19 protein-coding genes and 1 tRNA gene are annotated in these 21,321 nt (G+C 55.1%); all 20 read right to left on the reverse strand.

Annotation, left to right across the window (positions count from 1 at the left end; all coding sequences use genetic code 11):
• Nucleotides 1–171: 171 nt before the first annotated feature.
• A complete protein-coding gene (gene gmhB / locus G5221_RS11120) occupies nt 172–714 on the reverse strand; it encodes a D-glycero-beta-D-manno-heptose 1,7-bisphosphate 7-phosphatase (RefSeq protein ID WP_421255871.1) in 543 nt (180 codons plus the stop codon).
• 111 nt (nt 715–825) lie between these two features.
• Nucleotides 826–2,010, reverse strand: a complete 1,185-nt coding sequence (gene tuf, locus G5221_RS11125; RefSeq protein WP_074042664.1) for an elongation factor Tu — start codon at nt 2,008–2,010, stop codon at nt 826–828.
• A 54-nt stretch (nt 2,011–2,064) separates the two neighbouring features.
• Nucleotides 2,065–4,170: an elongation factor G gene (fusA, locus tag G5221_RS11130; protein WP_270906240.1), complete on the reverse strand. Its 2,106-nt coding sequence runs from the start codon at nt 4,168–4,170 to the stop codon at nt 2,065–2,067.
• A 75-nt stretch (nt 4,171–4,245) separates the two neighbouring features.
• On the reverse strand, nt 4,246–4,716 hold the full coding sequence (gene rpsG / locus G5221_RS11135; protein WP_040067654.1) for a 30S ribosomal protein S7: 471 nt from the start codon (nt 4,714–4,716) through the stop codon (nt 4,246–4,248).
• A 93-nt stretch (nt 4,717–4,809) separates the two neighbouring features.
• The gene (rpsL, locus tag G5221_RS11140; protein WP_005306278.1) at nt 4,810–5,184 is read right to left on the reverse strand and encodes a 30S ribosomal protein S12; all 375 of its coding nucleotides are present in this window, start codon (nt 5,182–5,184) and stop codon (nt 4,810–4,812) included.
• 182 nt (nt 5,185–5,366) lie between these two features.
• Nucleotides 5,367–5,645, reverse strand: a complete 279-nt coding sequence (tusB, locus tag G5221_RS11145) for a sulfurtransferase complex subunit TusB (RefSeq protein ID WP_247823810.1) — start codon at nt 5,643–5,645, stop codon at nt 5,367–5,369.
• Nucleotides 5,646–5,652: 7 nt separating this feature from the next.
• The gene (tusC, locus tag G5221_RS11150; RefSeq protein WP_021229316.1) at nt 5,653–6,012 is read right to left on the reverse strand and encodes a sulfurtransferase complex subunit TusC; all 360 of its coding nucleotides are present in this window, start codon (nt 6,010–6,012) and stop codon (nt 5,653–5,655) included.
• An 8-nt stretch (nt 6,013–6,020) separates the two neighbouring features.
• A complete protein-coding gene (gene tusD, locus G5221_RS11155; RefSeq protein ID WP_107683271.1) occupies nt 6,021–6,413 on the reverse strand; it encodes a sulfurtransferase complex subunit TusD in 393 nt (130 codons plus the stop codon).
• A gap of 84 nt (nt 6,414–6,497) precedes the next feature.
• Nucleotides 6,498–6,878 (reverse strand): RidA family protein, encoded by a 381-nt coding sequence (locus G5221_RS11160; RefSeq protein WP_005339904.1) that lies wholly within the window; start codon nt 6,876–6,878, stop codon nt 6,498–6,500.
• Between the two features lie 24 nt (nt 6,879–6,902).
• Nucleotides 6,903–7,619 carry a helix-turn-helix transcriptional regulator gene (locus G5221_RS11165; RefSeq protein ID WP_005339902.1) on the reverse strand — a complete coding sequence of 239 codons (717 nt, stop codon included), beginning with the start codon at nt 7,617–7,619 and terminating at the stop codon, nt 6,903–6,905.
• Nucleotides 7,620–7,813: 194 nt separating this feature from the next.
• Nucleotides 7,814–12,118 (reverse strand): DNA-directed RNA polymerase subunit beta', encoded by a 4,305-nt coding sequence (gene rpoC, locus G5221_RS11170; RefSeq protein WP_100647045.1) that lies wholly within the window; start codon nt 12,116–12,118, stop codon nt 7,814–7,816.
• A gap of 91 nt (nt 12,119–12,209) precedes the next feature.
• Complete coding sequence (gene rpoB, locus G5221_RS11175) at nt 12,210–16,238, reverse strand: DNA-directed RNA polymerase subunit beta (RefSeq protein WP_421173225.1); 4,029 nt, start codon at nt 16,236–16,238, stop codon at nt 12,210–12,212.
• A gap of 224 nt (nt 16,239–16,462) precedes the next feature.
• Nucleotides 16,463–16,825 (reverse strand): 50S ribosomal protein L7/L12, encoded by a 363-nt coding sequence (rplL, locus tag G5221_RS11180; protein ID WP_005341840.1) that lies wholly within the window; start codon nt 16,823–16,825, stop codon nt 16,463–16,465.
• Nucleotides 16,826–16,876: 51 nt separating this feature from the next.
• A complete protein-coding gene (gene rplJ, locus G5221_RS11185; protein ID WP_216952230.1) occupies nt 16,877–17,377 on the reverse strand; it encodes a 50S ribosomal protein L10 in 501 nt (166 codons plus the stop codon).
• 256 nt (nt 17,378–17,633) lie between these two features.
• Nucleotides 17,634–18,335 (reverse strand): 50S ribosomal protein L1, encoded by a 702-nt coding sequence (gene rplA, locus G5221_RS11190; protein ID WP_005339888.1) that lies wholly within the window; start codon nt 18,333–18,335, stop codon nt 17,634–17,636.
• A gap of 4 nt (nt 18,336–18,339) precedes the next feature.
• Nucleotides 18,340–18,768, reverse strand: a complete 429-nt coding sequence (gene rplK, locus G5221_RS11195; RefSeq protein ID WP_026456244.1) for a 50S ribosomal protein L11 — start codon at nt 18,766–18,768, stop codon at nt 18,340–18,342.
• Nucleotides 18,769–18,902: 134 nt separating this feature from the next.
• A complete protein-coding gene (gene nusG / locus G5221_RS11200) occupies nt 18,903–19,430 on the reverse strand; it encodes a transcription termination/antitermination protein NusG (protein ID WP_019840195.1) in 528 nt (175 codons plus the stop codon).
• 33 nt (nt 19,431–19,463) lie between these two features.
• Complete coding sequence (gene secE / locus G5221_RS11205; RefSeq protein ID WP_005341843.1) at nt 19,464–19,835, reverse strand: preprotein translocase subunit SecE; 372 nt, start codon at nt 19,833–19,835, stop codon at nt 19,464–19,466.
• A 60-nt stretch (nt 19,836–19,895) separates the two neighbouring features.
• Nucleotides 19,896–19,972, reverse strand: a tRNA-Trp gene (locus G5221_RS11210).
• A 53-nt stretch (nt 19,973–20,025) separates the two neighbouring features.
• The gene (gene tuf, locus G5221_RS11215) at nt 20,026–21,210 is read right to left on the reverse strand and encodes an elongation factor Tu (protein ID WP_074042664.1); all 1,185 of its coding nucleotides are present in this window, start codon (nt 21,208–21,210) and stop codon (nt 20,026–20,028) included.
• Nucleotides 21,211–21,321: the final 111 nt, after the last annotated feature.

Here is a 21,321-nt window from a genome sequence, read left to right on the forward strand (position 1 = left end):
GCAAAGGCTTTTCGAGGTTACCGACCCGGTTGTTTGCGTTGCCGCTTGCCGTGTCGATGGAGGCGCATTATAGGGAGTGAATTCGTTCTGGCAAGCGGATAATTTCAAAAAGATGGCTTTCACCATTCGTTCGCTCACAAAGCCACCAATCGGCATATTAAACCGGCGAAATCAGCTTGCTGCAGGCACCGCGATGGCAAAATCATGCAGGTTGTCATAGATGGCATCTGCCAGTGCGCTACCCGTTTCGGTAATCGGCTTACCGGTTCTGACCATGATCTTGTGACCGACCCCGGCATTGCTCGCTGCTTTCAGATCGGAAGGCTTGTCACCCACCATATAGGAACGACTCATGTCGATGTTCAGTTCCTGCTTGGCGAGCAACAACATTCCCGGTTCCGGCTTGCGGCAGTCACAGGGAGCACCGTGATCCGGATGGTGTGGGCAGAAGTAGATACCATCAAGGTCCACATCGCGATCGGCCAGCGACCAATCCATCCACTCGGTCAGGTTCATGAAATCATCTTCGGTGAAATAACCGCGGGCAATCCCTGACTGGTTGGTCACTACAACCAGCAGATAGCCTTTCTTTTTGAGGAGCTGCAGGGCGTCTATGACTCCGGGCAGAAAATGGAAGTCATCGACCTGGCTGACATAACCTGTGTCTTCATTGATGACACCGTCACGATCCAGAAAAATGGCGGGTTTGCTCACGAAAACTACCTCTATCAATGATTTTGCCCAGTATCTCACAGGGCAGATAAAGCCCAAAAACAAAAGGGGCGGCCGAAGCCACCCCTTTCATGTGTGCATTTAAAGTATCGATTAAGCGATAACTTTAGCTACAACACCAGCACCTACGGTACGGCCACCTTCACGGATAGCGAAACGCAGGCCGTCGTCCATCGCGATCGGCGCAATCAGGGTAACAACCATCTTGATGTTGTCGCCCGGCATTACCATCTCTACGCCTTCCGGCAGTTCGATGGTACCGGTCACGTCAGTAGTACGGAAGTAGAACTGCGGACGGTAGCCTTTGAAGAACGGGGTATGACGACCACCTTCTTCTTTGGACAGCACGTACACTTCAGATTCAAACTTGGTGTGCGGCTTGATGGTGCCAGGCTTGGCCAGTACCTGACCACGCTCTACGTCTTCACGCTTCACGCCACGCAGCAGTGCACCGATGTTCTCGCCTGCACGACCTTCGTCCAGCAGCTTACGGAACATTTCAACGCCGGTACAGGTGGTCTTGGTGGTATCTTTGATACCAACGATTTCCACTTCTTCACCAACTTTAACGATACCGCGCTCTACACGACCGGTTACTACGGTACCACGGCCAGCGATAGAGAATACGTCTTCGATAGGCATCAGGAACGGCTGGTCAATCGCACGCTCCGGCTCCGGAATGTAGCTGTCCAGGTGGCCAGCCAGTTCCAGGATCTTCTCTTCCCACTGAGCTTCGCCTTCCAGCGCTTTCAGTGCAGAACCACGGACTACCGGCAGGTCATCACCCGGGAAGTCGTACTCGGACAGCAGTTCGCGAACTTCCATCTCGACCAGTTCCAGCAGCTCTTCGTCATCTACCATGTCACACTTGTTCATGAACACGATGATGTACGGAACGCCTACCTGACGACCCAGCAGGATGTGCTCACGAGTCTGCGGCATCGGGCCGTCAGTCGCTGCTACTACCAGGATCGCGCCGTCCATCTGGGCAGCACCGGTGATCATGTTTTTAACGTAGTCGGCGTGACCCGGGCAGTCTACGTGGGCGTAGTGACGGGTAGCGGTGTCGTATTCTACGTGGGAGGTGTTGATGGTGATACCACGCTCACGCTCTTCCGGTGCCTTGTCGATCTGGTCGAAGGCGAAAGCTTTACCACCGAAGTGCTTGGCCAGCACGTTGGTGATAGCTGCAGTCAGGGTGGTTTTACCGTGGTCAACGTGGCCGATGGTGCCGACGTTTACGTGCGGTTTATTACGCTCAAATTTTTCTTTAGACACGACGTAGTCCTTCTAGGTTAAACCCGCCTACCGTCGTAGGCGGGGAATCTTAAATTACTTGGATTTGCGCTCTTCGATCACAGCCTGAGCAATGTTGTTCGGGGCATCAGCGTACTTACCGAATTCCATTGCGTAGGAGGCGCGCCCCTGAGTGGCAGAACGCAGGTCAGTGGCGTAACCGAACATCTCGGCCAACGGAACCATGGCACGAACAATCTTGCCAGACGGACCGTCTTCCATACCTTCGATCAGGCCGCGACGACGGTTCAGGTCACCGATAACGTCGCCCATGTAATCTTCCGGAGTTTCGACTTCTACTTTCATGATCGGTTCGAGCAGAACCGGGTTGGCCTTCATGAAGCCAGCCTTGAATGCCATGGAAGCAGCGATCTTGAACGCCAGTTCGGAAGAGTCGACATCGTGGTAAGAACCGAAGTGCAGACGCACGCCCAGATCCATAACCGGGTAACCAGCCAGCGGACCAGATTTGAGCTGCTCCTGGATACCTTTGTCAACGCCCGGGATGAATTCGCCAGGAATGACACCGCCTTTGATGTCGTTGACGAACTCGTAACCCTTGCCTTCTTCCAGCGGGTACATGTCGATCACAACGTGACCGTACTGACCACGACCACCAGACTGCTTGGCATGCTTGCCTTCGATGTCTTTAACGGTGGCGCGGATGGTTTCGCGGTAGGCAACCTGCGGCTTACCTACGTTGGCTTCAACCTTGAACTCGCGACGCATACGGTCAACGATGATGTCCAGGTGCAGCTCACCCATACCGGCGATGATGGTCTGGCCAGACTCTTCGTCAGTCCATACGCGGAAGGACGGGTCTTCCTGAGCCAGACGGCCCAGTGCCAGACCCATCTTCTCCTGGTCAGCCTTGGTTTTCGGCTCAACCGCGATGGAGATGACCGGCTCCGGGAATTCCATACGCTCGAGGATGATCGGCGCTTTTTCGTCACACAGGGTGTCACCAGTGGTCACGTCTTTCAGACCGATGGCAGCAGCGATGTCACCTGCGCGAACTTCTTTGATCTCTTCACGTTTGTTGGCGTGCATCTGAACGATACGGCCGAAACGCTCGCGCTTGTCCTTGACGGAGTTCAGCACGGAGTCACCGGAGTTAACAACACCGGAGTAGACGCGGAAGAAGGTCAGGTTACCAACGAACGGGTCGGTAGCGATCTTGAACGCCAGAGCAGAGAACGGCTCGTCATCAGAAGCATGACGCTCGTCTTTGGTCTCGCCGTCCATCTTCAGGCCGTCGATAGCAGCTACGTCGGTCGGAGCAGGCAGGTACTCAACAACAGCATCCAGCATTGCCTGTACGCCCTTGTTCTTGAACGCGGAGCCACAGGTTACCAGGATGATTTCGTTGTTCAGCACGCGCTGACGCAGAGCTTTCTTGATCTCTTCCTCGGTCAGCTCTTCGCCGCCCAGGTATTTTTCCATCAGGTCTTCAGACGCTTCAGCAGCGGCTTCAACCAGATTCATGCGCATTTCTTGCGCCTGTTCCAGCAGCTCGGCCGGCACATCTTCGTAGTCGAAGGTGACGCCCTGGTCAGCTTCGTTCCAGTTGATGGCCTTCATCTTGATCAGGTCAACAACACCCTTGAAGTTCTCTTCAGAGCCGATGTTCAGCTGAAGCGGAACCGGGTTGCCTTTCAGACGGGTCTTGATGTGCTCAACACAACGCAGGAAGTTGGCACCGGTACGGTCCATCTTGTTGACGAACGCGATACGGGGAACCTTGTACTTGTTAGCCTGACGCCATACGGTTTCAGACTGTGGCTGTACGCCACCTACGGCACAGTAAACCATCACGGCACCGTCCAGAACACGCATGGAGCGCTCTACTTCGATAGTAAAGTCAACGTGGCCGGGGGTATCGATGATGTTGATACGGTGCGGTTGGAACTGTTTACCCATACCGGACCAGAAAGCAGTGGTCGCGGCGGAGGTGATGGTGATACCACGCTCTTGTTCCTGTTCCATCCAGTCCATGGTGGCAGCGCCATCGTGAACTTCACCGATTTTGTGGCTTACACCGGTGTAAAACAGTACACGCTCGGTAGTAGTAGTCTTACCGGCGTCAATGTGAGCGGAGATACCGATGTTACGATAACGCTCAATGGGGGTTGTACGAGCCATTGTCATCCTCTTACTAAGGCGCTTGTCCCTAGATAATTAAAGGTGCGCAGAGCCCAAAGACCCTGCGCAAGCGGATTACCAGCGGAAGTGAGCGAAGGCTTTGTTCGCTTCAGCCATACGGTGTACGTCTTCACGTTTCTTGACAGACGAACCCTTGTTCTCAGCGGCATCCAGCAGCTCGCCAGCCAAACGCTGAGCCATTGATTTTTCACCACGTTTACGAGCGGCATCAACCAACCAGCGCATTGCCAGGGCATTGCGACGTACCGGACGAACTTCTACCGGCACCTGATAGGTTGCACCACCGACGCGACGAGATTTAACCTCGACCGCCGGACGAATGTTATCCAGAGCTTCTTCGAATACGGCCAGGTGCTCTTTGCCAGATTTGGTGGCAATGATGTCCAGGGCGCCATAAACAATGGCTTCTGCAACAGATTTCTTACCGTCAACCATTACTACGTTGACAAATTTAGCCAGCAGCTCTGATCCGAACTTGGGATCTGGCAGGATTTTACGCTGACCAACAACACGACGTCTTGGCATTTCAAATTCTCCGTAACTTCAGGGATTACCCAAAACTAGAAAGCTATCTAACTAGAAACGAATTAACGTTTGGCCTTACTTAACGGAGAACCATTAAGCTTTAGGACGCTTCACGCCATACTTGGAGCGAGCCTGCTTACGGTCTTTAACACCGGCACAGTCCAACGCACCACGAACGGTGTGATAACGAACACCTGGCAAGTCTTTTACACGACCGCCACGGATCAGAACAACAGAGTGCTCTTGCAGGTTGTGACCTTCACCGCCGATGTAGGAGGTGACTTCGAAGCCGTTGGTCAGACGTACACGGCACACTTTACGCAGTGCAGAGTTAGGCTTCTTCGGGGTGGTGGTATATACACGAGTGCATACGCCACGCTTCTGAGGGCACGCTTCCAGCGCCGGCACGTTGCTTTTCACAACGAGCTTGATGCGTGGCTTGCGAACCAACTGGTTAATAGTTGCCATCAAAAGGCTCCTGATAATGACTTCATAAACGTGTGGAAAATCCTCCCCGCAGATACGGGGACGCGAAATTTTATGCCCTGTTGTCTGGGGAGTCAAGATTTATACAATTTGCGTCACAAAAGGGCAATTCGGATCCGTTTGCTTTCACGACATCACCTTGAATTTTCTTGAAAATATGCTTCTCAGCCACCCCAGGTGCGCGGGGAACCTTTTTGCGCAATCAGAGCCACCAGATCCGCCATATCGAGCACATTACCCACCCGATGCTGCAAACCGCGAGCTTGCAGATCTTCCTGCATCACATAAAGCGGGAGACCCGCCAGCCGCGCGCTCCACTGGGGAACCGATGCCGCAATCACGGCATCCTGCATCAGTACCAGCTCATCCTCGGGCTGAAGGTATGAGAGCGCCTCTGCCAGAGCCTGACTCTGAAAGGGAGAGTTCAATATCAGATGCAACATGGAGACCTCAAAAGCTGATGTGAGTCGAACACTGTGCCCAGCGCCGAGCCAGTTCCTGGCGCGGCAGACTCTCGACGGGGATCAGCAGATCATCCACTGTCACGCCACGCTCTGCCAGCGAGTCAGCACAAACATAGACCTCTTCGATGTCGTAGAGTTCCAGCATTTTGAAGGTGGGCGCGTAGTGGCGCTGCAAAATGGCGGCAGGCTGCTGCTCCTTGAGCAGTTGCAGCACGCCGTCCCCAATCAGGAAGAGGGCCAGTTCATCGGTCATGGCCGAGGTGGCCAGCAGGGCATCCAGTCCTTCCCGGCCGGCGGCATGGCCATGGGGGCCACGACTGCATATAAAGGCAATTTTCTTGTTCATGACTCCCCCTAGAACTGAACCAGTCGATCGGCGGTGAGCGCAGCCTCGGCCAACTGGCCCAGACCGCTCAGGCAAAATGGCGCTTGCAGATTGAAGTGCACCTGCCCTGCCCCCTTGGCCTCCTGCTCATCGAGCACACCGCGCCGCATGGCGGCGGCGACACAGACGTCGATACGGATCCCCTGCTCTTCTGCCAGCTCTCGCCACAGACGCACCAGGTCAGTCTCATCGGATGCAGGCAGATGCAAACCGTTGCCGTTGCAGACCCCATCCTGATAGAAGAACAGGTGGGACAAGGTATGCCCCTGTGCCAACAGGTTGCGGGCAAAACGATAGGCTGTGCTGGCCGATTGGGTGCCATAGGCAGGCCCCGTGACCAGGATGGCAAAACTCAGACTCATAGCAGGACTCCTGTGCTGACCCGGTCCATTTTACGCCAAAAACAAAAAAGCCCCTGCCAGGAGGGGCTTGATTCGATCTGTTGATCAGAGATGGGCAATCGCCTCGACCTCGACCAGCACATCTTTCGGCAGACGGGCCACCTCCACGCAGGAGCGGGCTGGCGCCGCGTCGCCAAAGTAGCGGGCATAGACCTGATTGAAGGCAACGAAGTTGTTCATGTCGCTCAGGAAGCAGGTGGTTTTGACCACTTTGCTGGCATCGGCACCCGCAGCGTGCAACACGGCAACCAGATTCTTCATCACCCGTTCTGCCTGCTCTTCGATGCCGCCAGCCACGATCTCCATGGTGGCAGGATCGAGCGGGATCTGCCCGGAGGTGAAGATCATCTCGCCAACCTTGGTAGCCTGAACATACGGACCAATCGCGGCAGGCGCCTTGTCGGTTGCAATCACTTCTTTAGCCATTCATCTATCCCCTTCTGAAATGAGTTACTCGTTCTCGTCTTCACCCTGCTTGCGCTGTCGGATGTAAAGATAAACGGTATGTTTTGAAATATTGAGTTTGTCCGCCACCAGATTAATCGAATCCTTGATGTCGAAAATGCCCTTCTCGAACAGCTGGGTCACGATGAAGCGGTTCTTGGCATTGTTGGCCACGGTGGGATCGCGGTTGATCTCGTCGATGGTGTTATCCACCGTCTGTGCAACCAGCTCTTCCACGCTATTGGCGAAGGTCTCTGGTGACTGACGCGCCGCCTGCTGGGGCGTCGGGAAAAATTCGGCCACGAACTCGTGGAAAGGCGCATTGATGTGCAGGTTGATGCAAATAAGCCCCACTACTTGCCGCTCGCTGTTGCGAATGGCGATGGTGCTCGACTTCATCAGCGCGCCGGTACGGCTGCGAGCGAAATAGCTCTGGGTGTAATCCTGGCCTGTGCTCTCGATATCCTTGAGCATGCGCAGGGCGAGATCGGTGATGGGCGCCCCGAGGGTGCGTCCGGTATTGAAGCCGTTGGCGATCTTGATCACCGACTCGTGCAGATTTTCCAGGGAGTGGAGTACCACTTCACAATGCTTGCCGAACAGCTCGGCCAAGCCATCGATGAGCCCATCGTATGAGCGCAACAATTCCCTGTCTTCATCTGTAAAAGTGCGGCTGATCAGCTGTTCTTCGGGAAGCATGGCTTCCTCGATACCGACAGTCATGTTCTACCCCTGTAATAACCATTCAACTTTCCCGAGTTTTAAATTGCAGGGGAGTAAAGTCAACTTTTTTTGATTTTTTACTCTACAACTTTGCTCTGGATCATCCTGAAACCCGCGCTGCGTCTACCTTTGCCGAGGAATTGGCCAACAAAAAGGGCTCCTTGAAGGAGCCCTTTTTAATCACGGATGACGAGTTACTCTTCGTCGAAGCTACCGGCTGCGTTCAGCAGATCCGCCAGGTTCTGCTCCGCTTCATCAGCGGTCACCTGCGGGGTACCAACAGCACGAGCTGCGGCAGCACGCTGGTTGATCCGGCTATGGTGGTAGGCAAAGCCGGTACCAGCCGGGATCAGACGACCCACGATGACGTTCTCTTTCAGACCACGCAGTTCATCACGCTTACCACCAACGGCGGCTTCGGTCAGAACGCGAGTGGTTTCCTGGAAGGAAGCCGCGGAGATGAAGGACTCGGTGCTCAGAGATGCCTTGGTAATACCCATCAGAACATGACGGTAGGTCGCAGGGGTCTTGCCCTCGGCAACCAGCTTACGGTTGGCAATCTTCACACGAGCCACTTCAACCTGTTCGCCTTCGATCAGATCGGTATCGCCAGCGCTCAGGATCTCGCACTTGCGCAGCATCTGACGAACGATGACTTCGATGTGCTTGTCGTTGATCTTAACGCCTTGCAGACGGTATACGTCCTGCACTTCGTTGGCGATGTAGTTGGCGACCGGGCTGATACCGCGCAGACGCAGGATGTCGTGAGCAGACTCAGGACCATCCGCCAGCACTTCACCCTTCTCAACTTTTTCACCTTCGAACACGTTCAGGTTACGCCACTTCGGAATCATCTCTTCGTAGACGTTGCCACCATCGGTCGGGGTAATGACCAGACGGCGTTTGCCCTTGGTCTCTTTCCCGAAGGAGATGGTACCGGAGATCTCGGCCAGAATTGCCGGTTCCTTCGGTTGACGTGCTTCGAACAGATCCGCAACGCGCGGCAGACCACCGGTGATGTCCTTGGTACCGCCGGACTCTTGCGGGATACGCGCTACCGCGTCACCCACGCCCACGTTGGCACCATCTTCCAGGTTCACGATCGCCTTGCCCGGCAGGAAGTACTGGGCGGCTACATCGGTACCCGGGATCATCACGTCTTTGCCGTTCAGGTCGACCAGTTTAACGGTCGGACGCATCTCTTTACCGGCGCTCGGACGCTCGTTGACGTCCAGAACAACGATAGAAGAGAGACCGGTCAGCTCGTCGGTCTGACGAGTGATGGTCACGCCATCGATCATGTGTTCGAACTGCAGGCGACCTGCCACTTCGGTGATGATCGGGTGGGTGTGCGGATCCCAGTTGGCAACGGTCTCGCCAGCACTCACGGCCTGGCCGTCCTTCACTTCCAGCACGGAACCGTAAGGCAGCTTGTGGCTTTCCTTGGTACGGCCCATGTCGTCCATGATGGTCAGTTCGGTAGAACGTGAGGTGATAACCAGTTTGTCATCGCTGTTGTGAACGAACTTGGCGTTCTGCAGCTTGATGGTACCTGTGTTCTTGACCTGGATGCTGCTTTCAGCAGCGGCACGAGATGCAGCACCACCGATGTGGAAAGTACGCATCGTCAGCTGGGTACCCGGTTCACCGATGGACTGGGCGGCGATAACACCGACAGCCTCACCCTTGTTAACCAGGTGACCACGGGCCAGATCACGGCCATAGCAGTGAGCACAGTTACCGAAGTCGGTTTCACAGGTGATGGCAGAACGCACCTTCACACGGTCAACGGAGTTGCGTTCCAGCAGGTCACACAGCTGCTCGTCGAGCAGGGTGTTGCGAGCAACCAGGATCTCGTCCTCGGTACCCGGCTTGATGACATCTTCTGCCACCACACGACCCAGCACGCGTTCACGCAGCGGCTCGACCACGTCGCCACCCTCGATCAGCGGAGTCATCCACAGACCGTCGGTAGTGCCGCAATCGTCCTCGGTGATCACCATGTCTTGCGCCACGTCTACCAGACGACGAGTCAGGTAACCGGAGTTCGCAGTCTTCAGTGCGGTATCCGCCAGACCCTTACGAGCACCGTGGGTAGAGATAAAGTACTGCAGTACGTTCAGGCCTTCGCGGAAGTTCGCGATGATCGGAGTCTCGATGATGGAGCCATCCGGCTTGGCCATCAGGCCACGCATACCGGCCAGCTGACGGATCTGGGCGGCGGAACCACGCGCACCAGAGTCAGCCATCATAAAGATGCTGTTGAACGAGGCCTGCTCTTCTTCTTCACCCAGCGAGTTGACGTTACGCTCTTTGGACAAGTTCTCCATCATGGCCTTGGAGACGCGCTCGTTGGCGCTGGCCCAGATATCGATAACCTTGTTGTAACGTTCGCCCGCAGTTACCAGACCGGAAAGGAACTGGTCCTGGATCTCGGCAACTTCGGCTTCGGCAGACGCGATGATGTCTTTCTTGGCATCCGGGATGACCATGTCATCGATACCAACGGAAGCACCGGACAGCGCCGCGTAGTGGAAACCGGTATACATCAGCTGGTCAGCGAAGATAACGGTGTCCTTCAGCCCCTGCTTGCGATAGCAGGTGTTCAGCAGACGGGAGATGAGCTTTTTGCCCAGCGCCTTGTTGGATACGCATTTGATCCAGTTCTGCGGATTGGCTTCCAGATCGGCCTGCTCGGCAGCAGTCAGCACCTTCGGCTCGTCGATCAGGGCGTATTCCATACCTTTCGGCAGGATCAGGCTCAGGATCGCACGACCAACGGTGGTGTTCTTCATCTCGGTCTTGGCAACCAGCTCACCGGCTTCGTTCTTCACGTACTCGGTGATGCGGCACTTGACGCGAGCATGCAGGTCGGCCAGACCAGCACGGTACACTTTCTCGGCCTCTTTCGGGCCGGACAGCACCATACCTTCACCCTTCGCATTGATGCGGGCGCGGGTCATGTAGTACAGACCCAAGACCACGTCCTGAGAAGGAACGATGATCGGCTCACCGGAGGCTGGCGACAGGATGTTGTTGGTAGACATCATCAGCGCACGCGCTTCCAGCTGGGCTTCCAGGGTCAGCGGTACGTGAACCGCCATCTGGTCACCATCGAAGTCCGCGTTATACGCAGCACAAACGAGCGGGTGCAGCTGGATTGCCTTGCCTTCGACCAGAGTCGGTTCGAATGCCTGGATACCCAGACGGTGCAGAGTCGGTGCACGGTTCAGCAGAACCGGATGTTCGCGGATCACTTCGTCCAGGATATCCCAAACGACAGCTTCTTCGCGCTCCACCATCTTCTTGGCGGCCTTGATAGTGGTCGCCAGACCGCGGGTTTCCAGCTTGCCATAGATGAACGGCTTGAACAGTTCCAGCGCCATCTTCTTCGGCAGACCGCACTGATGCAGACGCAGAGTCGGGCCTACGGTGATAACGGAACGACCGGAGTAGTCGACACGCTTACCGAGCAGGTTCTGACGGAAACGACCCTGCTTACCCTTGATCATATCGGCCAGGGATTTCAGCGGGCGCTTGTTGGAACCGGTGATGGCACGACCGCGACGGCCGTTATCCAGCAGCGCATCGACGGACTCTTGCAGCATACGCTTTTCGTTGCGCACGATGATGTCCGGAGCAGCCAGATCCAGCAGACGCTTCAAGCGGTTGTTACGGTTGATCACGCGACGGTACAGATCGTTCAGATCGGAAGTCGCGAAACGGCCGCCGTCCAGCGGTACCAGCGGACGCAGGTCCGGCGGCAGCACAGGCAGCACTGTCATGATCATCCACTCCGGCTTGTTGCCGGACTGCAGGAAAGCTTCCATCAGCTTCAGACGCTTGGTGGTCTTCTTGCGTTTGGTCTCGGAGTTGGTCTGATCCAGCTCCTCACGCATCGCTTTGACTTCACCTTCCAGATCGATGGCGCGCAGCAATGCCAGGATTGCTTCGGCACCCATCTTGGCGTCAAATTCGTCGCCCCACTCTTCCAGCGCATCCAGGTACTGCTCTTCGGAGAGCATCTGGCTGCGTTCGAGGTTGGTCATGCCCGGCTCGATAACTACGAAAGATTCGAAGTAGAGCACGCGTTCGATGTCGCGCAGGGTCATGTCCAGAAGCAGACCGATACGGGACGGCAGGGACTTCAGGAACCAGATGTGGGCAGTCGGGCTGGCCAGCTCGATGTGGCCCATACGCTCACGACGGACCTTGGTCTGGGTCACTTCAACGCCGCACTTCTCACAGATCACACCACGGTGTTTCAGGCGCTTGTACTTGCCGCACAGACACTCGTAGTCCTTCACCGGTCCGAAGATACGGGCGCAGAACAGACCATCACGCTCCGGCTTGAAAGTCCGGTAGTTGATGGTCTCAGGCTTTTTGACCTCACCGAATGACCAGGAGCGGATCATGTCAGGAGAGGCCAGACCGATCTTGATGCTGTCAAACTCTTCGGTCTTGGTCTGAGCCTTCAAAAACTTGAGTAAGTCTTTCACGTGTTTCCCCTGTCAGGAGTCTAACCTCGGCGCCCCGGCTGCCAAAACAGCGGGGCGCCCACGTCAATTCTCGAACAATAAGAGCGAGCTCTTACTCTTCGTCCAGCTCGATGTTGATACCCAGAGAGCGGATTTCCTTCAGCAATACGTTGAAGGATTCGGGCATGCCCGGCTCCATACGGTGGTCGCCATCCACGATGTTCTTGTACATCTTGGTACGGCCATTCACATCGTCAGACTTGACGGTCAGCATCTCCTGCAGGGTATATGCCGCACCGTAAGCCTCCAGGGCCCACACTTCCATCTCACCGAAACGCTGACCACCGAACTGAGCCTTACCACCCAGCGGCTGCTGGGTAACCAGGCTGTAAGAACCGGTAGAACGCGCGTGCATCTTGTCGTCGACCAGGTGGTTCAGCTTGAGCATGTACATGTAACCAACGGTTACTTTACGCTCGAAGCGGTTACCGGTACGGCCGTCGAACAGATCAATCTGACCGGATTCCGGCAGATCGGCCAGCTTCAGCAGGGCTTTGATTTCGCGCTCTTTGGCACCATCAAACACTGGAGTAGCAACCGGCAGACCCTTACGCAGGTTACCCACCAGGGTACGTACGTCGTCGTCAGACAGTTCGGCGATGTTCACTTGCTGGGTGTCCTTCTCGCCCAGGTCATAGACCTGTTGCAGGAAGTTGCGCATCTCGTGCAGCTCGCGCTGCTCTTTGACCATGCGATCGATCTTCTCGCCGATACCCTTGGCCGCAAGGCCCAGGTGCACTTCGAGGATCTGACCGATGTTCATACGGGATGGTACGCCCAACGGGTTCAGTACGATGTCGACCGGACGGCCGAACTCGTCATGAGGCATATCCTCGACCGGACAGATCTTGGAGATAACACCCTTGTTACCGTGACGGCCCGCCATCTTGTCACCCGGCTGGATGCGACGCTTGACTGCCAGATAAACCTTGACGATTTTCAGTACGCCCGGTGCCAGATCATCACCCTGGATAATCTTGCGACGCTTGTTCTCGAATTTCTTGTCGAACTCGGCTTTCAGCTCAACGTGCTGTTCAGCGATCTGTTCCAGTTCGGTCTGCTTGCCTTCGTCTTCGATGGCCAGTTCAAACCACTTGGAGCGATCGAGCTTGTTCAGACGATCTTCGCTGTAACCGGCGGCCAGCAGCAGGTTGCGGGAGCGGCCGAAAATGCCGTCTTCCAGGATCTTGAACTCTTCGGTCAAGTCCTTCTTCGCTTCCTTCAGCTGCATCTCTTCGATTTCTTTGGCGCGCTTGTCTTTTTCCACGCCATCGCGGGTAAAGACTTGCACGTCAACCACGGTACCGTACACACCGTTCGGTACACGCAGGGAGGAGTCCTTCACATCGGACGCCTTCTCACCGAAGATGGCGCGCAGCAGCTTCTCTTCCGGCGTCAGCTGGGTTTCACCTTTCGGGGTTACCTTACCGACCAGAATGTCGCCGCCCTTCACTTCGGCACCCACGTAGACGATACCGGACTCGTCCAGCTTGGACAGAGCGGCTTCACCCACGTTCGGGATGTCAGCAGTGATCTCTTCCGGACCCAGCTTGGTGTCACGGGAGATACAGGCCAGTTCCTGGATATGGATGGTGGTCAGGCGATCTTCCTGAACAACACGCTCGTTCACCAGGATCGAGTCTTCGAAGTTGTAACCGTTCCACGGCATGAACGCGACGCGCATGTTCTGACCCAGCGCCAGTTCACCCAGATCGGTGGACGGGCCGTCAGCCAGTACGTCGCCAGCCATGACCGGCTCACCCAACATCACGCAAGGACGCTGGTTGATACAGGTGTTCTGGTTGGAACGGGTGTATTTGGTCAGGTTGTAGATGTCGATACCGGCTTCGCCTGGCATCAGCTCATCTTCATTGACCTTCAGGACGATACGGGAGGCATCGACATAGTCGATTACGCCGCCACGCTTGGCCACTACGGTTACACCGGAGTCAACGGCCACAGCGCGTTCCATACCGGTACCTACCAGCGGCTTGTCAGCACGCAGAGTCGGTACAGCCTGACGTTGCATGTTTGAACCCATCAATGCGCGGTTCGCGTCATCGTGTTCCAGGAACGGGATCAGAGCGGCTGCCACAGATACGATCTGCTGCGGGCTCACGTCCATATACTGGATCTGGTCGGCGTTCATAAAGGTGGATTCACCTTTGTGACGGCACGGGATCAATTCATCTTTCAGACGGCCATCTTCGGTGGTCGCGGCGTTAGCCTGTGCGATCACGTACTTGCCTTCTTCAATAGCAGACAGGTAGTCCACTTCGTCGGTGATCACACCGTCAATGACCTTGCGGTACGGGGTCTCGAGGAAACCGTACTCGTTGGTACGAGAGTACACGGACAGAGAGTTGATCAGACCGATGTTCGGACCTTCAGGAGTCTCGATAGGGCACAGACGACCGTAGTGGGTCGGGTGTACGTCTCGGACTTCAAAGCCGGCACGCTCACGAGTCAAACCGCCCGGGCCCAGCGCGGAAATTCGACGCTTGTGGGTCACTTCGGAGAGCGGGTTGTTCTGGTCCATAAACTGGGACAGCTGGCTGGAACCAAAGAACTCTTTGACTGCGGCGGAGATCGGCTTGGCGTTGATCAGATCCTGCGGCATCAGGGTGTCCAGGTCGCCCAGGGAGAGACGCTCCTTGACCGCACGCTCGACACGCACCAGACCGACGCGGAACTGGTTTTCAGCCATTTCACCGACAGAACGGATACGACGGTTACCCAAGTGGTCGATATCGTCCACTTCGTCGTTACCGTTACGGATGTCGATCAGGCGCTTCATTACATCGACGATATCGTCTTTGGTCAGTACGCCAGCGCCAGTCTCGTCTTCACGACCCAGACGGCGGTTGAACTTCATCCGACCTACGGTAGACAGGTCGTAACGCTCGGCAGAGAAGAACAGGTTTTCGAACAGCTGCTCTGCTGCTTCACGTGTCGGCGGCTCGCCCGGACGCATCATGCGGTAGATTTCTACCAGCGCTTCCAGACGGTTGGTGCTGGAATCGACGCGCAGGGTCTCGGACATGTAGGCACCGTGATCCAGTTCGTTGGTGAACAGAACCTCGAAATGCTTGAAGCCGGCCTGGGACAGGTTGGCAATCGCTTCCAGACTCAGCGCCTGGTTGGCTGCCACTACCAGTTCGCCAGTTTGCGGATGTGCGTAGTCCTTGGCTGCAACTTTGCCAACAACGTACTCAACCGGTACCTCAATCTGGGTAACGGCGTCTTTTTCCAACTGACGGATGTGACGGGCAGTCACACGACGACCGGTTTCAACAACCACGGCACCATTGGCCACGATGTCGAAGGTCGCAGTTTCGCCACGCAGGCGCTCCGGCACCAGATCCATCATCAACTTGCCATCTTTGACCTCGAAACCGATGGTTTCGAAGAAGGTGGCCAGGATTTGTTCGGAAGTGAAGTCCAGGGCGCGCAGAATAATGGATGCCGGCAGTTTGCGACGACGGTCGATACGGACAAACAGGTTGTCTTTCGCATCGAACTCGAAGTCCAGCCAGGAGCCACGGTAGGGGATAACGCGAGCGTTATACAGCACCTTACCGGATGAATGTGTTTTGCCTTTATCGTGGTCGAAGAAGACGCCCGGGCTGCGGTGCAGCTGGGAAACGATAACCCGCTCGGTACCATTGATAACAAAGGTGCCGTTCTCGGTCATGAGCGGAATTTCGCCCATGTATACTTCTTGTTCCTTGATGTCTTTGACGGTGCCGGCAGCTGCTTCACGGTCGTACAGAACCATACGAAGCTTGACACGCAGCGGCGCGGAGTAGGTCACTCCACGGATCTGGCATTCTTTTACGTCAAATACCGGCTCACCCAGGCGATAGCTGACATACTGAAGCTCAGCACTACCGGAGTAACTGGTGATCGGGAAAACGCTACGGAAAGCGGCCTCTAGGCCATATTCACCTTCCGGGTCAGCCTCGATGAACTGCTTGAAGGAGTCCAGCTGAATGGACAACAGATAAGGCGTGTCCAGTACCTGGTCTCGCTTACCGAAGTCCTTACGAATGCGTTTTTTTTCGGTATAAGAGTAAACCATAGGGTTCCTCAGCTCGCTGATAAGTGACCCACTCTGTCCCGCGGGACAGCTCTGTCTCAACACCGTTTTGTGTTGGCCCGGACGAAAGAAGACAGTCCGGATTGCTGGTGCACCGAGAGTCGTAAACGGTGTGAAATGCTCTCAGTCTACAGCGCAAAAAGGCTGGTGAACAAAAATTCACCAGCCCTAGCCTGTTTTATCAGGCTAATCTACATAAATGCAGATTATTTGATCTCAACAGAAGCACCGGCAGCTTCCAGCTCTTTCTTCAGAGCTTCAGCTTCGTCTTTGGAGACGGCTTCTTTCAGGTTAGCCGGAGCAGCTTCTACCAGATCTTTGGCTTCTTTCAGGCCCAGACCGGTAGCGCCACGAACGGCTTTGATGACGGCAACTTTGTTGGCACCGGCAGCAGTCAGAACTACGTCGAACTCGGTCTTCTCTTCTACTGCTTCAGCGGCCGGACCGGCAGCAACAGCAACAGCGGCAGAAACACCGAATTTCTCTTCCATAGCTTCGATCAGCTCAACAACTTCCATTACGGACATGGAAGCAACGGCTTCGATGATTTGGTCTTTAGTGATAGACATGACAAAAATTCCTGATGTTGAATAAACTCAAACAGCCTAAATAGGCGAGAATCAAGCAGCAGCTTGCTTCTGATCACGCACAGCAGCGATGGTACGAACCAGCTTGCCAGCAGAGGCTTCTTTCATAGTAGCCATCAACTTCGCAATTGCTTCGTCGTAGGTCGGCAGCGTGGCCAGACGATCAATTTGTGCTGCGGCGATAAACTCACCGTTAAAAGCGCCAGCCTTGATTTCGAACTTTTGGTTCGCTTTGGCAAACTCTTTGAACAGACGAGCAGCAGCGCCCGGGTGTTCGTTAGAGAAAGCAATCAAGGTAGGACCGGTAAATGCGTCGTTCAGGCACTCGTATTCGGTACCTTCTACCGCGCGACGCAGCAGGGTGTTACGCACAACGCGCATGTACACACCGGCTTCACGAGCGGTTTTACGCAGGACGGTCATCTTGTCTACAGTGACACCGCGAGAATCGGCAACAACTGCAGAAAGAGCGCCTTTGGCAGCTTCGTTGACTTCAGCAACAATTGCCTTTTTGTCTTCGAGTCCCAATGCCATTGGCTTAACTCCTGGATTGAATCCGGGTCAAATGACCCAGTACTGACACATCCCCCCTACCTTTACAACAGAGGGGAACGATGCGGTAGCAGGATTCCAGAAGAGAAAGAATCTTTCTCGCTGGGTTTCCGGCACCGTCTACGCAGGAAACATTAAGGCTTTACAGCCTCCTGCGGTCTTGGACGGAGGTCGAAACCCCCAACCAATCAAGGCGCAAAATTATAGATTAAATTTTGCGCCTTGTAAAACCCATCAATTAGGCCTGAGCTTCCAGAGAAGCTTGGTCTACGGCAACACCGGCACCCATGGTGGTGGAGATGCTGACTTTCTTGATGAATTGACCTTTGGCGGAAGAGGGCTTGCCTTTTTTCAGGGCAACCAGCAGAGCTTCCAAGTTTTCTTTCAGCTGAACTTCGTTGAAAGAAACCTTACCCAGAGTGGTATGGATGATACCATTCTTGTCGTTACGGTAACGAACCTGACCAGCCTTGGCGTTCTTGACAGCTTCGGCAACGTTAGGAGTTACAGTACCAACTTTCGGGTTCGGCATCAGGCCGCGCGGGCCCAGGATTTGACCCAGTTGACCAACAACGCGCATGGCATCCGGGGATGCGATAACTACGTCGAAGTTCATCTCGCCTTTCTTAACCAGATCGGCCAGGTCATCCATACCTACCAGGTCAGCACCGGCAGCTTTAGCTGCTTCGGCATTGGCACCTTGGGTAAATACGGCAACGCGTACATCACGACCGGTACCGTGCGGCAGTACAGTAGCACCACGTACGTTCTGGTCAGATTTACGAGCGTCGATACCCAGGTTGACAGCAACGTCAACGCTTTCAACGAACTTGGCGGTAGCCAGTTCTTTCAGCAGGGCAATGGCTTCGTTGATGGAGTACTCTTTGGTACCGTCAACTTTTTCGCGAATAACGCGCATACGCTTGGAAAGTTTAGCCATTGTCTTAATCCTCCACTACCAGACCCATGGAACGAGCGGAGCCTGCGATGCAACGTACTTTTGCATCCAGATCGGCACCGGTCATATCCGGTTCTTTGGTCTTGGCGATTTCTTGCAGCTGGGCTACGGTCACCTTACCAACCTTGTCTTTGTTCGGCTTGGCAGAACCAGACTTGATGCCAGCAGCTTTCTTCAGCAGGAAGGAAGCAGGCGGAGTCTTGGTTTCGAAGGTGAAGGAACGGTCGCTGTAAACGGTGATCACGACCGGGGTCGGTGAACCTTTTTCCAGCTTTTCTGTACGAGCGTTGAACGCCTTACAGAATTCCATGATGTTAACACCGTGTTGACCCAGTGCAGGACCAACGGGAGGAGACGGGTTGGCTGCACCAGCAGCAACCTGCAGCTTGATATAAGCTGTGACTTTCTTAGCCATTAGGAAATTACCTCAAAAATGGGTTCTAGCGCCTCGGAGACATGCTCCTGCAAACGGCTCCCCAACTAATAAAGGGGCAGCGAATTATAGAGATATTCGCTGCCCCTGACAACTGTTGAGTGAACAGAAATCAATCAGCCCTTTTCGACCTGACCGAAATCCAGCTCAACGGGAGTAGAACGACCGAAGATCAGTACAGAAACCTTCACGCGGCTCTTCTCGTAGTCCACCTCTTCAACGGTTCCATTGAAGTCGGCAAACGGACCATCGGCAACCCGCACCATTTCACCCGGTTCAAACAGGGTTTTCGGACGCGGCTTGTCGTGGGCATCCTGCAGACGGTTCAGGATGGCATCGGCCTCTTTGTCGGAGATCGGTGCCGGACGGTCGGAAGTACCGCCGATGAAGCCCATGACGCGCGGTACGTTACGCACCAGGTGCCATGTGGTTTCATCCATGATCATCTGAACCAGGACATAGCCCGGGAAAAACTTGCGCTCACTCTTGCGCTTCTGGCCTGCACGCATCTCGACCACTTCTTCGGTCGGGACCAGTACTTCACCGAACATGTCTTCCATGCCATGCATCTTGATATGCTCGCGCAGGGATTTGGCGACACGGCCTTCATAGCCGGAAAACGCCTGCACGACATACCATCTCATACGCTGTTCACGTTGTTCAGTCATGGCTTATCCTTACACACCGGTAATCAGGTTGACCAACCAGACCAAGGCGCCGTCCAGAACGAACAGCAGCAGCCCCATCACGGCGGTCACCGCCAGCACAATCAGGGTTGTCTGAATGGCTTCCTGACGGGTTGGCCATACGACCTTGCGGACTTCCAGGCGAGACTCACGGGCGAATGCCAGTGTTGCCTTCCCTTTGGTGGTTTGCAGGGCTACTGCACCGGCAGCAGCGATGACAATGACCACACCCAAGGCGCGGACGGCAGCAATAACATCGCTCAGTAGATAATTACCTACTACAGCGGCCACCAGGATAATGAAAACCAGGCCCCAAAGCAGGGTATCCTTGCTTCCGCCCTGGTTCTCAGAACTAACACTCATACAACCCACCTGTATCTGACGTAACCAAAGACACAAAAGCCCCGTACGAGACGAGGTATATGGCAGGGGCGGCAGGACTCGAACCCGCAACCATCGGTTTTGGAGACCGCTGTTCTACCAATTCGAACTACGCCCCTGCATAAGAAAGCCCCTATTATAGGGGCTTTGCTTTATTTATGTAAGCCAAAGATTAAGCGATAACTTTAGCTACAACACCAGCACCTACGGTACGGCCACCTTCACGGATAGCGAAACGCAGGCCGTCGTCCATTGCGATCGGTGCAATCAGGGTAACAACCATCTTGATGTTGTCGCCCGGCATTACCATCTCTACGCCTTCCGGCAGTTCGATGGTACCGGTCACGTCGGTAGTACGGAAGTAGAACTGCGGACGGTAGCCTTTGAAGAACGGGGTATGACGACCACCTTCTTCTTTGGACAGCACGTACACTTCAGATTCAAACTTGGTGTGCGGCTTGATGGTGCCCGGCTTGGCCAGTACCTGACCACGCTCTACGTCTTCACGCTTCACGCCACGCAGCAGTGCACCGATGTTCTCGCCTGCACGACCTTCGTCCAGCAGTTTGCGGAACATTTCAACGCCGGTACAGGTGGTCTTGGTGGTATCTTTGATACCAACGATTTCCACTTCTTCACCAACTTTAACGATACCGCGCTCTACACGACCGGTAACTACAGTACCACGGCCAGCGATAGAGAATACGTCTTCGATCGGCATCAGGAACGGCTGGTCAATCGCACGCTCCGGCTCCGGAATGTAGCTGTCCAGGTGGCCAGCCAGTTCCAGGATCTTCTCTTCCCACTGAGCTTCGCCTTCCAGCGCTTTCAGTGCGGAACCACGGACTACCGGCAGGTCATCACCCGGGAAGTCGTACTCGGACAGCAGTTCGCGAACTTCCATCTCGACCAGTTCCAGCAGCTCTTCGTCATCTACCATGTCACACTTGTTCATGAACACGATGATGTACGGAACGCCTACCTGACGACCCAGCAGGATGTGCTCACGAGTCTGCGGCATCGGGCCGTCAGTCGCTGCTACTACCAGGATCGCGCCGTCCATCTGGGCAGCACCGGTGATCATGTTTTTAACGTAGTCGGCGTGACCCGGGCAATCTACGTGGGCGTAGTGACGGGTAGCGGTGTCGTATTCTACGTGGGAGGTGTTGATGGTGATACCACGCTCACGCTCTTCCGGTGCCTTGTCGATCTGGTCGAAGGCGAAAGCTTTACCACCGAAGTGCTTGGCCAGCACGTTGGTGATAGCTGCAGTCAGGGTGGTTTTACCGTGGTCAACGTGGCCGATGGTACCCACGTTAACGTGCGGTTTATTACGCTCAAATTTTTCTTTAGACATGATCGTCCCTCTAAACTAACGCTGAGTACGCGGTGGCAAGCTAACCACAGAACAGTTTATATGATGGATTTGAATCTGGTGGGAAAGAGAGAGGTACTGATGGCTGGTTCG

It is taken from the genome of Aeromonas sp. 602200 (assembly GCF_049173895.1).
Classification (GTDB): domain Bacteria; phylum Pseudomonadota; class Gammaproteobacteria; order Enterobacterales; family Aeromonadaceae; genus Aeromonas; species Aeromonas veronii_A.

Excerpts from the sequence above, each read along its gene's own strand:
- fusA (WP_270906240.1), bottom strand. The coding sequence starts at position 4,170 with ATGGCTCGTACAACCCCCATTGAGCGTTATCGTAACATCGGTATCTCC.
- rpsG (WP_040067654.1), bottom strand. The coding sequence starts at position 4,716 with ATGCCAAGACGTCGTGTTGTTGGTCAGCGTAAAATCCTGCCAGATCCC.
- rpsL (WP_005306278.1), bottom strand. The coding sequence starts at position 5,184 with ATGGCAACTATTAACCAGTTGGTTCGCAAGCCACGCATCAAGCTCGTT.
- tusB (WP_247823810.1), bottom strand. The coding sequence starts at position 5,645 with ATGTTGCATCTGATATTGAACTCTCCCTTTCAGAGTCAGGCTCTGGCA.
- tusC (WP_021229316.1), bottom strand. The coding sequence starts at position 6,012 with ATGAACAAGAAAATTGCCTTTATATGCAGTCGTGGCCCCCATGGCCAT.
- tusD (WP_107683271.1), bottom strand. The coding sequence starts at position 6,413 with ATGAGTCTGAGTTTTGCCATCCTGGTCACGGGGCCTGCCTATGGCACC.
- G5221_RS11160 (WP_005339904.1), bottom strand. The coding sequence starts at position 6,878 with ATGGCTAAAGAAGTGATTGCAACCGACAAGGCGCCTGCCGCGATTGGT.
- G5221_RS11165 (WP_005339902.1), bottom strand. The coding sequence starts at position 7,619 with ATGACTGTCGGTATCGAGGAAGCCATGCTTCCCGAAGAACAGCTGATC.
- rpoB (WP_421173225.1), bottom strand. The coding sequence starts at position 16,238 with ATGGTTTACTCTTATACCGAAAAAAAACGCATTCGTAAGGACTTCGGT.
- rplL (WP_005341840.1), bottom strand. The coding sequence starts at position 16,825 with ATGTCTATCACTAAAGACCAAATCATCGAAGCCGTTGCTTCCATGTCC.
- rplJ (WP_216952230.1), bottom strand. The coding sequence starts at position 17,377 with ATGGCATTGGGACTCGAAGACAAAAAGGCAATTGTTGCTGAAGTCAAC.
- rplA (WP_005339888.1), bottom strand. The coding sequence starts at position 18,335 with ATGGCTAAACTTTCCAAGCGTATGCGCGTTATTCGCGAAAAAGTTGAC.
- rplK (WP_026456244.1), bottom strand. The coding sequence starts at position 18,768 with ATGGCTAAGAAAGTCACAGCTTATATCAAGCTGCAGGTTGCTGCTGGT.
- nusG (WP_019840195.1), bottom strand. The coding sequence starts at position 19,430 with ATGAGATGGTATGTCGTGCAGGCGTTTTCCGGCTATGAAGGCCGTGTC.
- secE (WP_005341843.1), bottom strand. The coding sequence starts at position 19,835 with ATGAGTGTTAGTTCTGAGAACCAGGGCGGAAGCAAGGATACCCTGCTT.
- tuf (WP_074042664.1), bottom strand. The coding sequence starts at position 21,210 with ATGTCTAAAGAAAAATTTGAGCGTAATAAACCGCACGTTAACGTGGGT.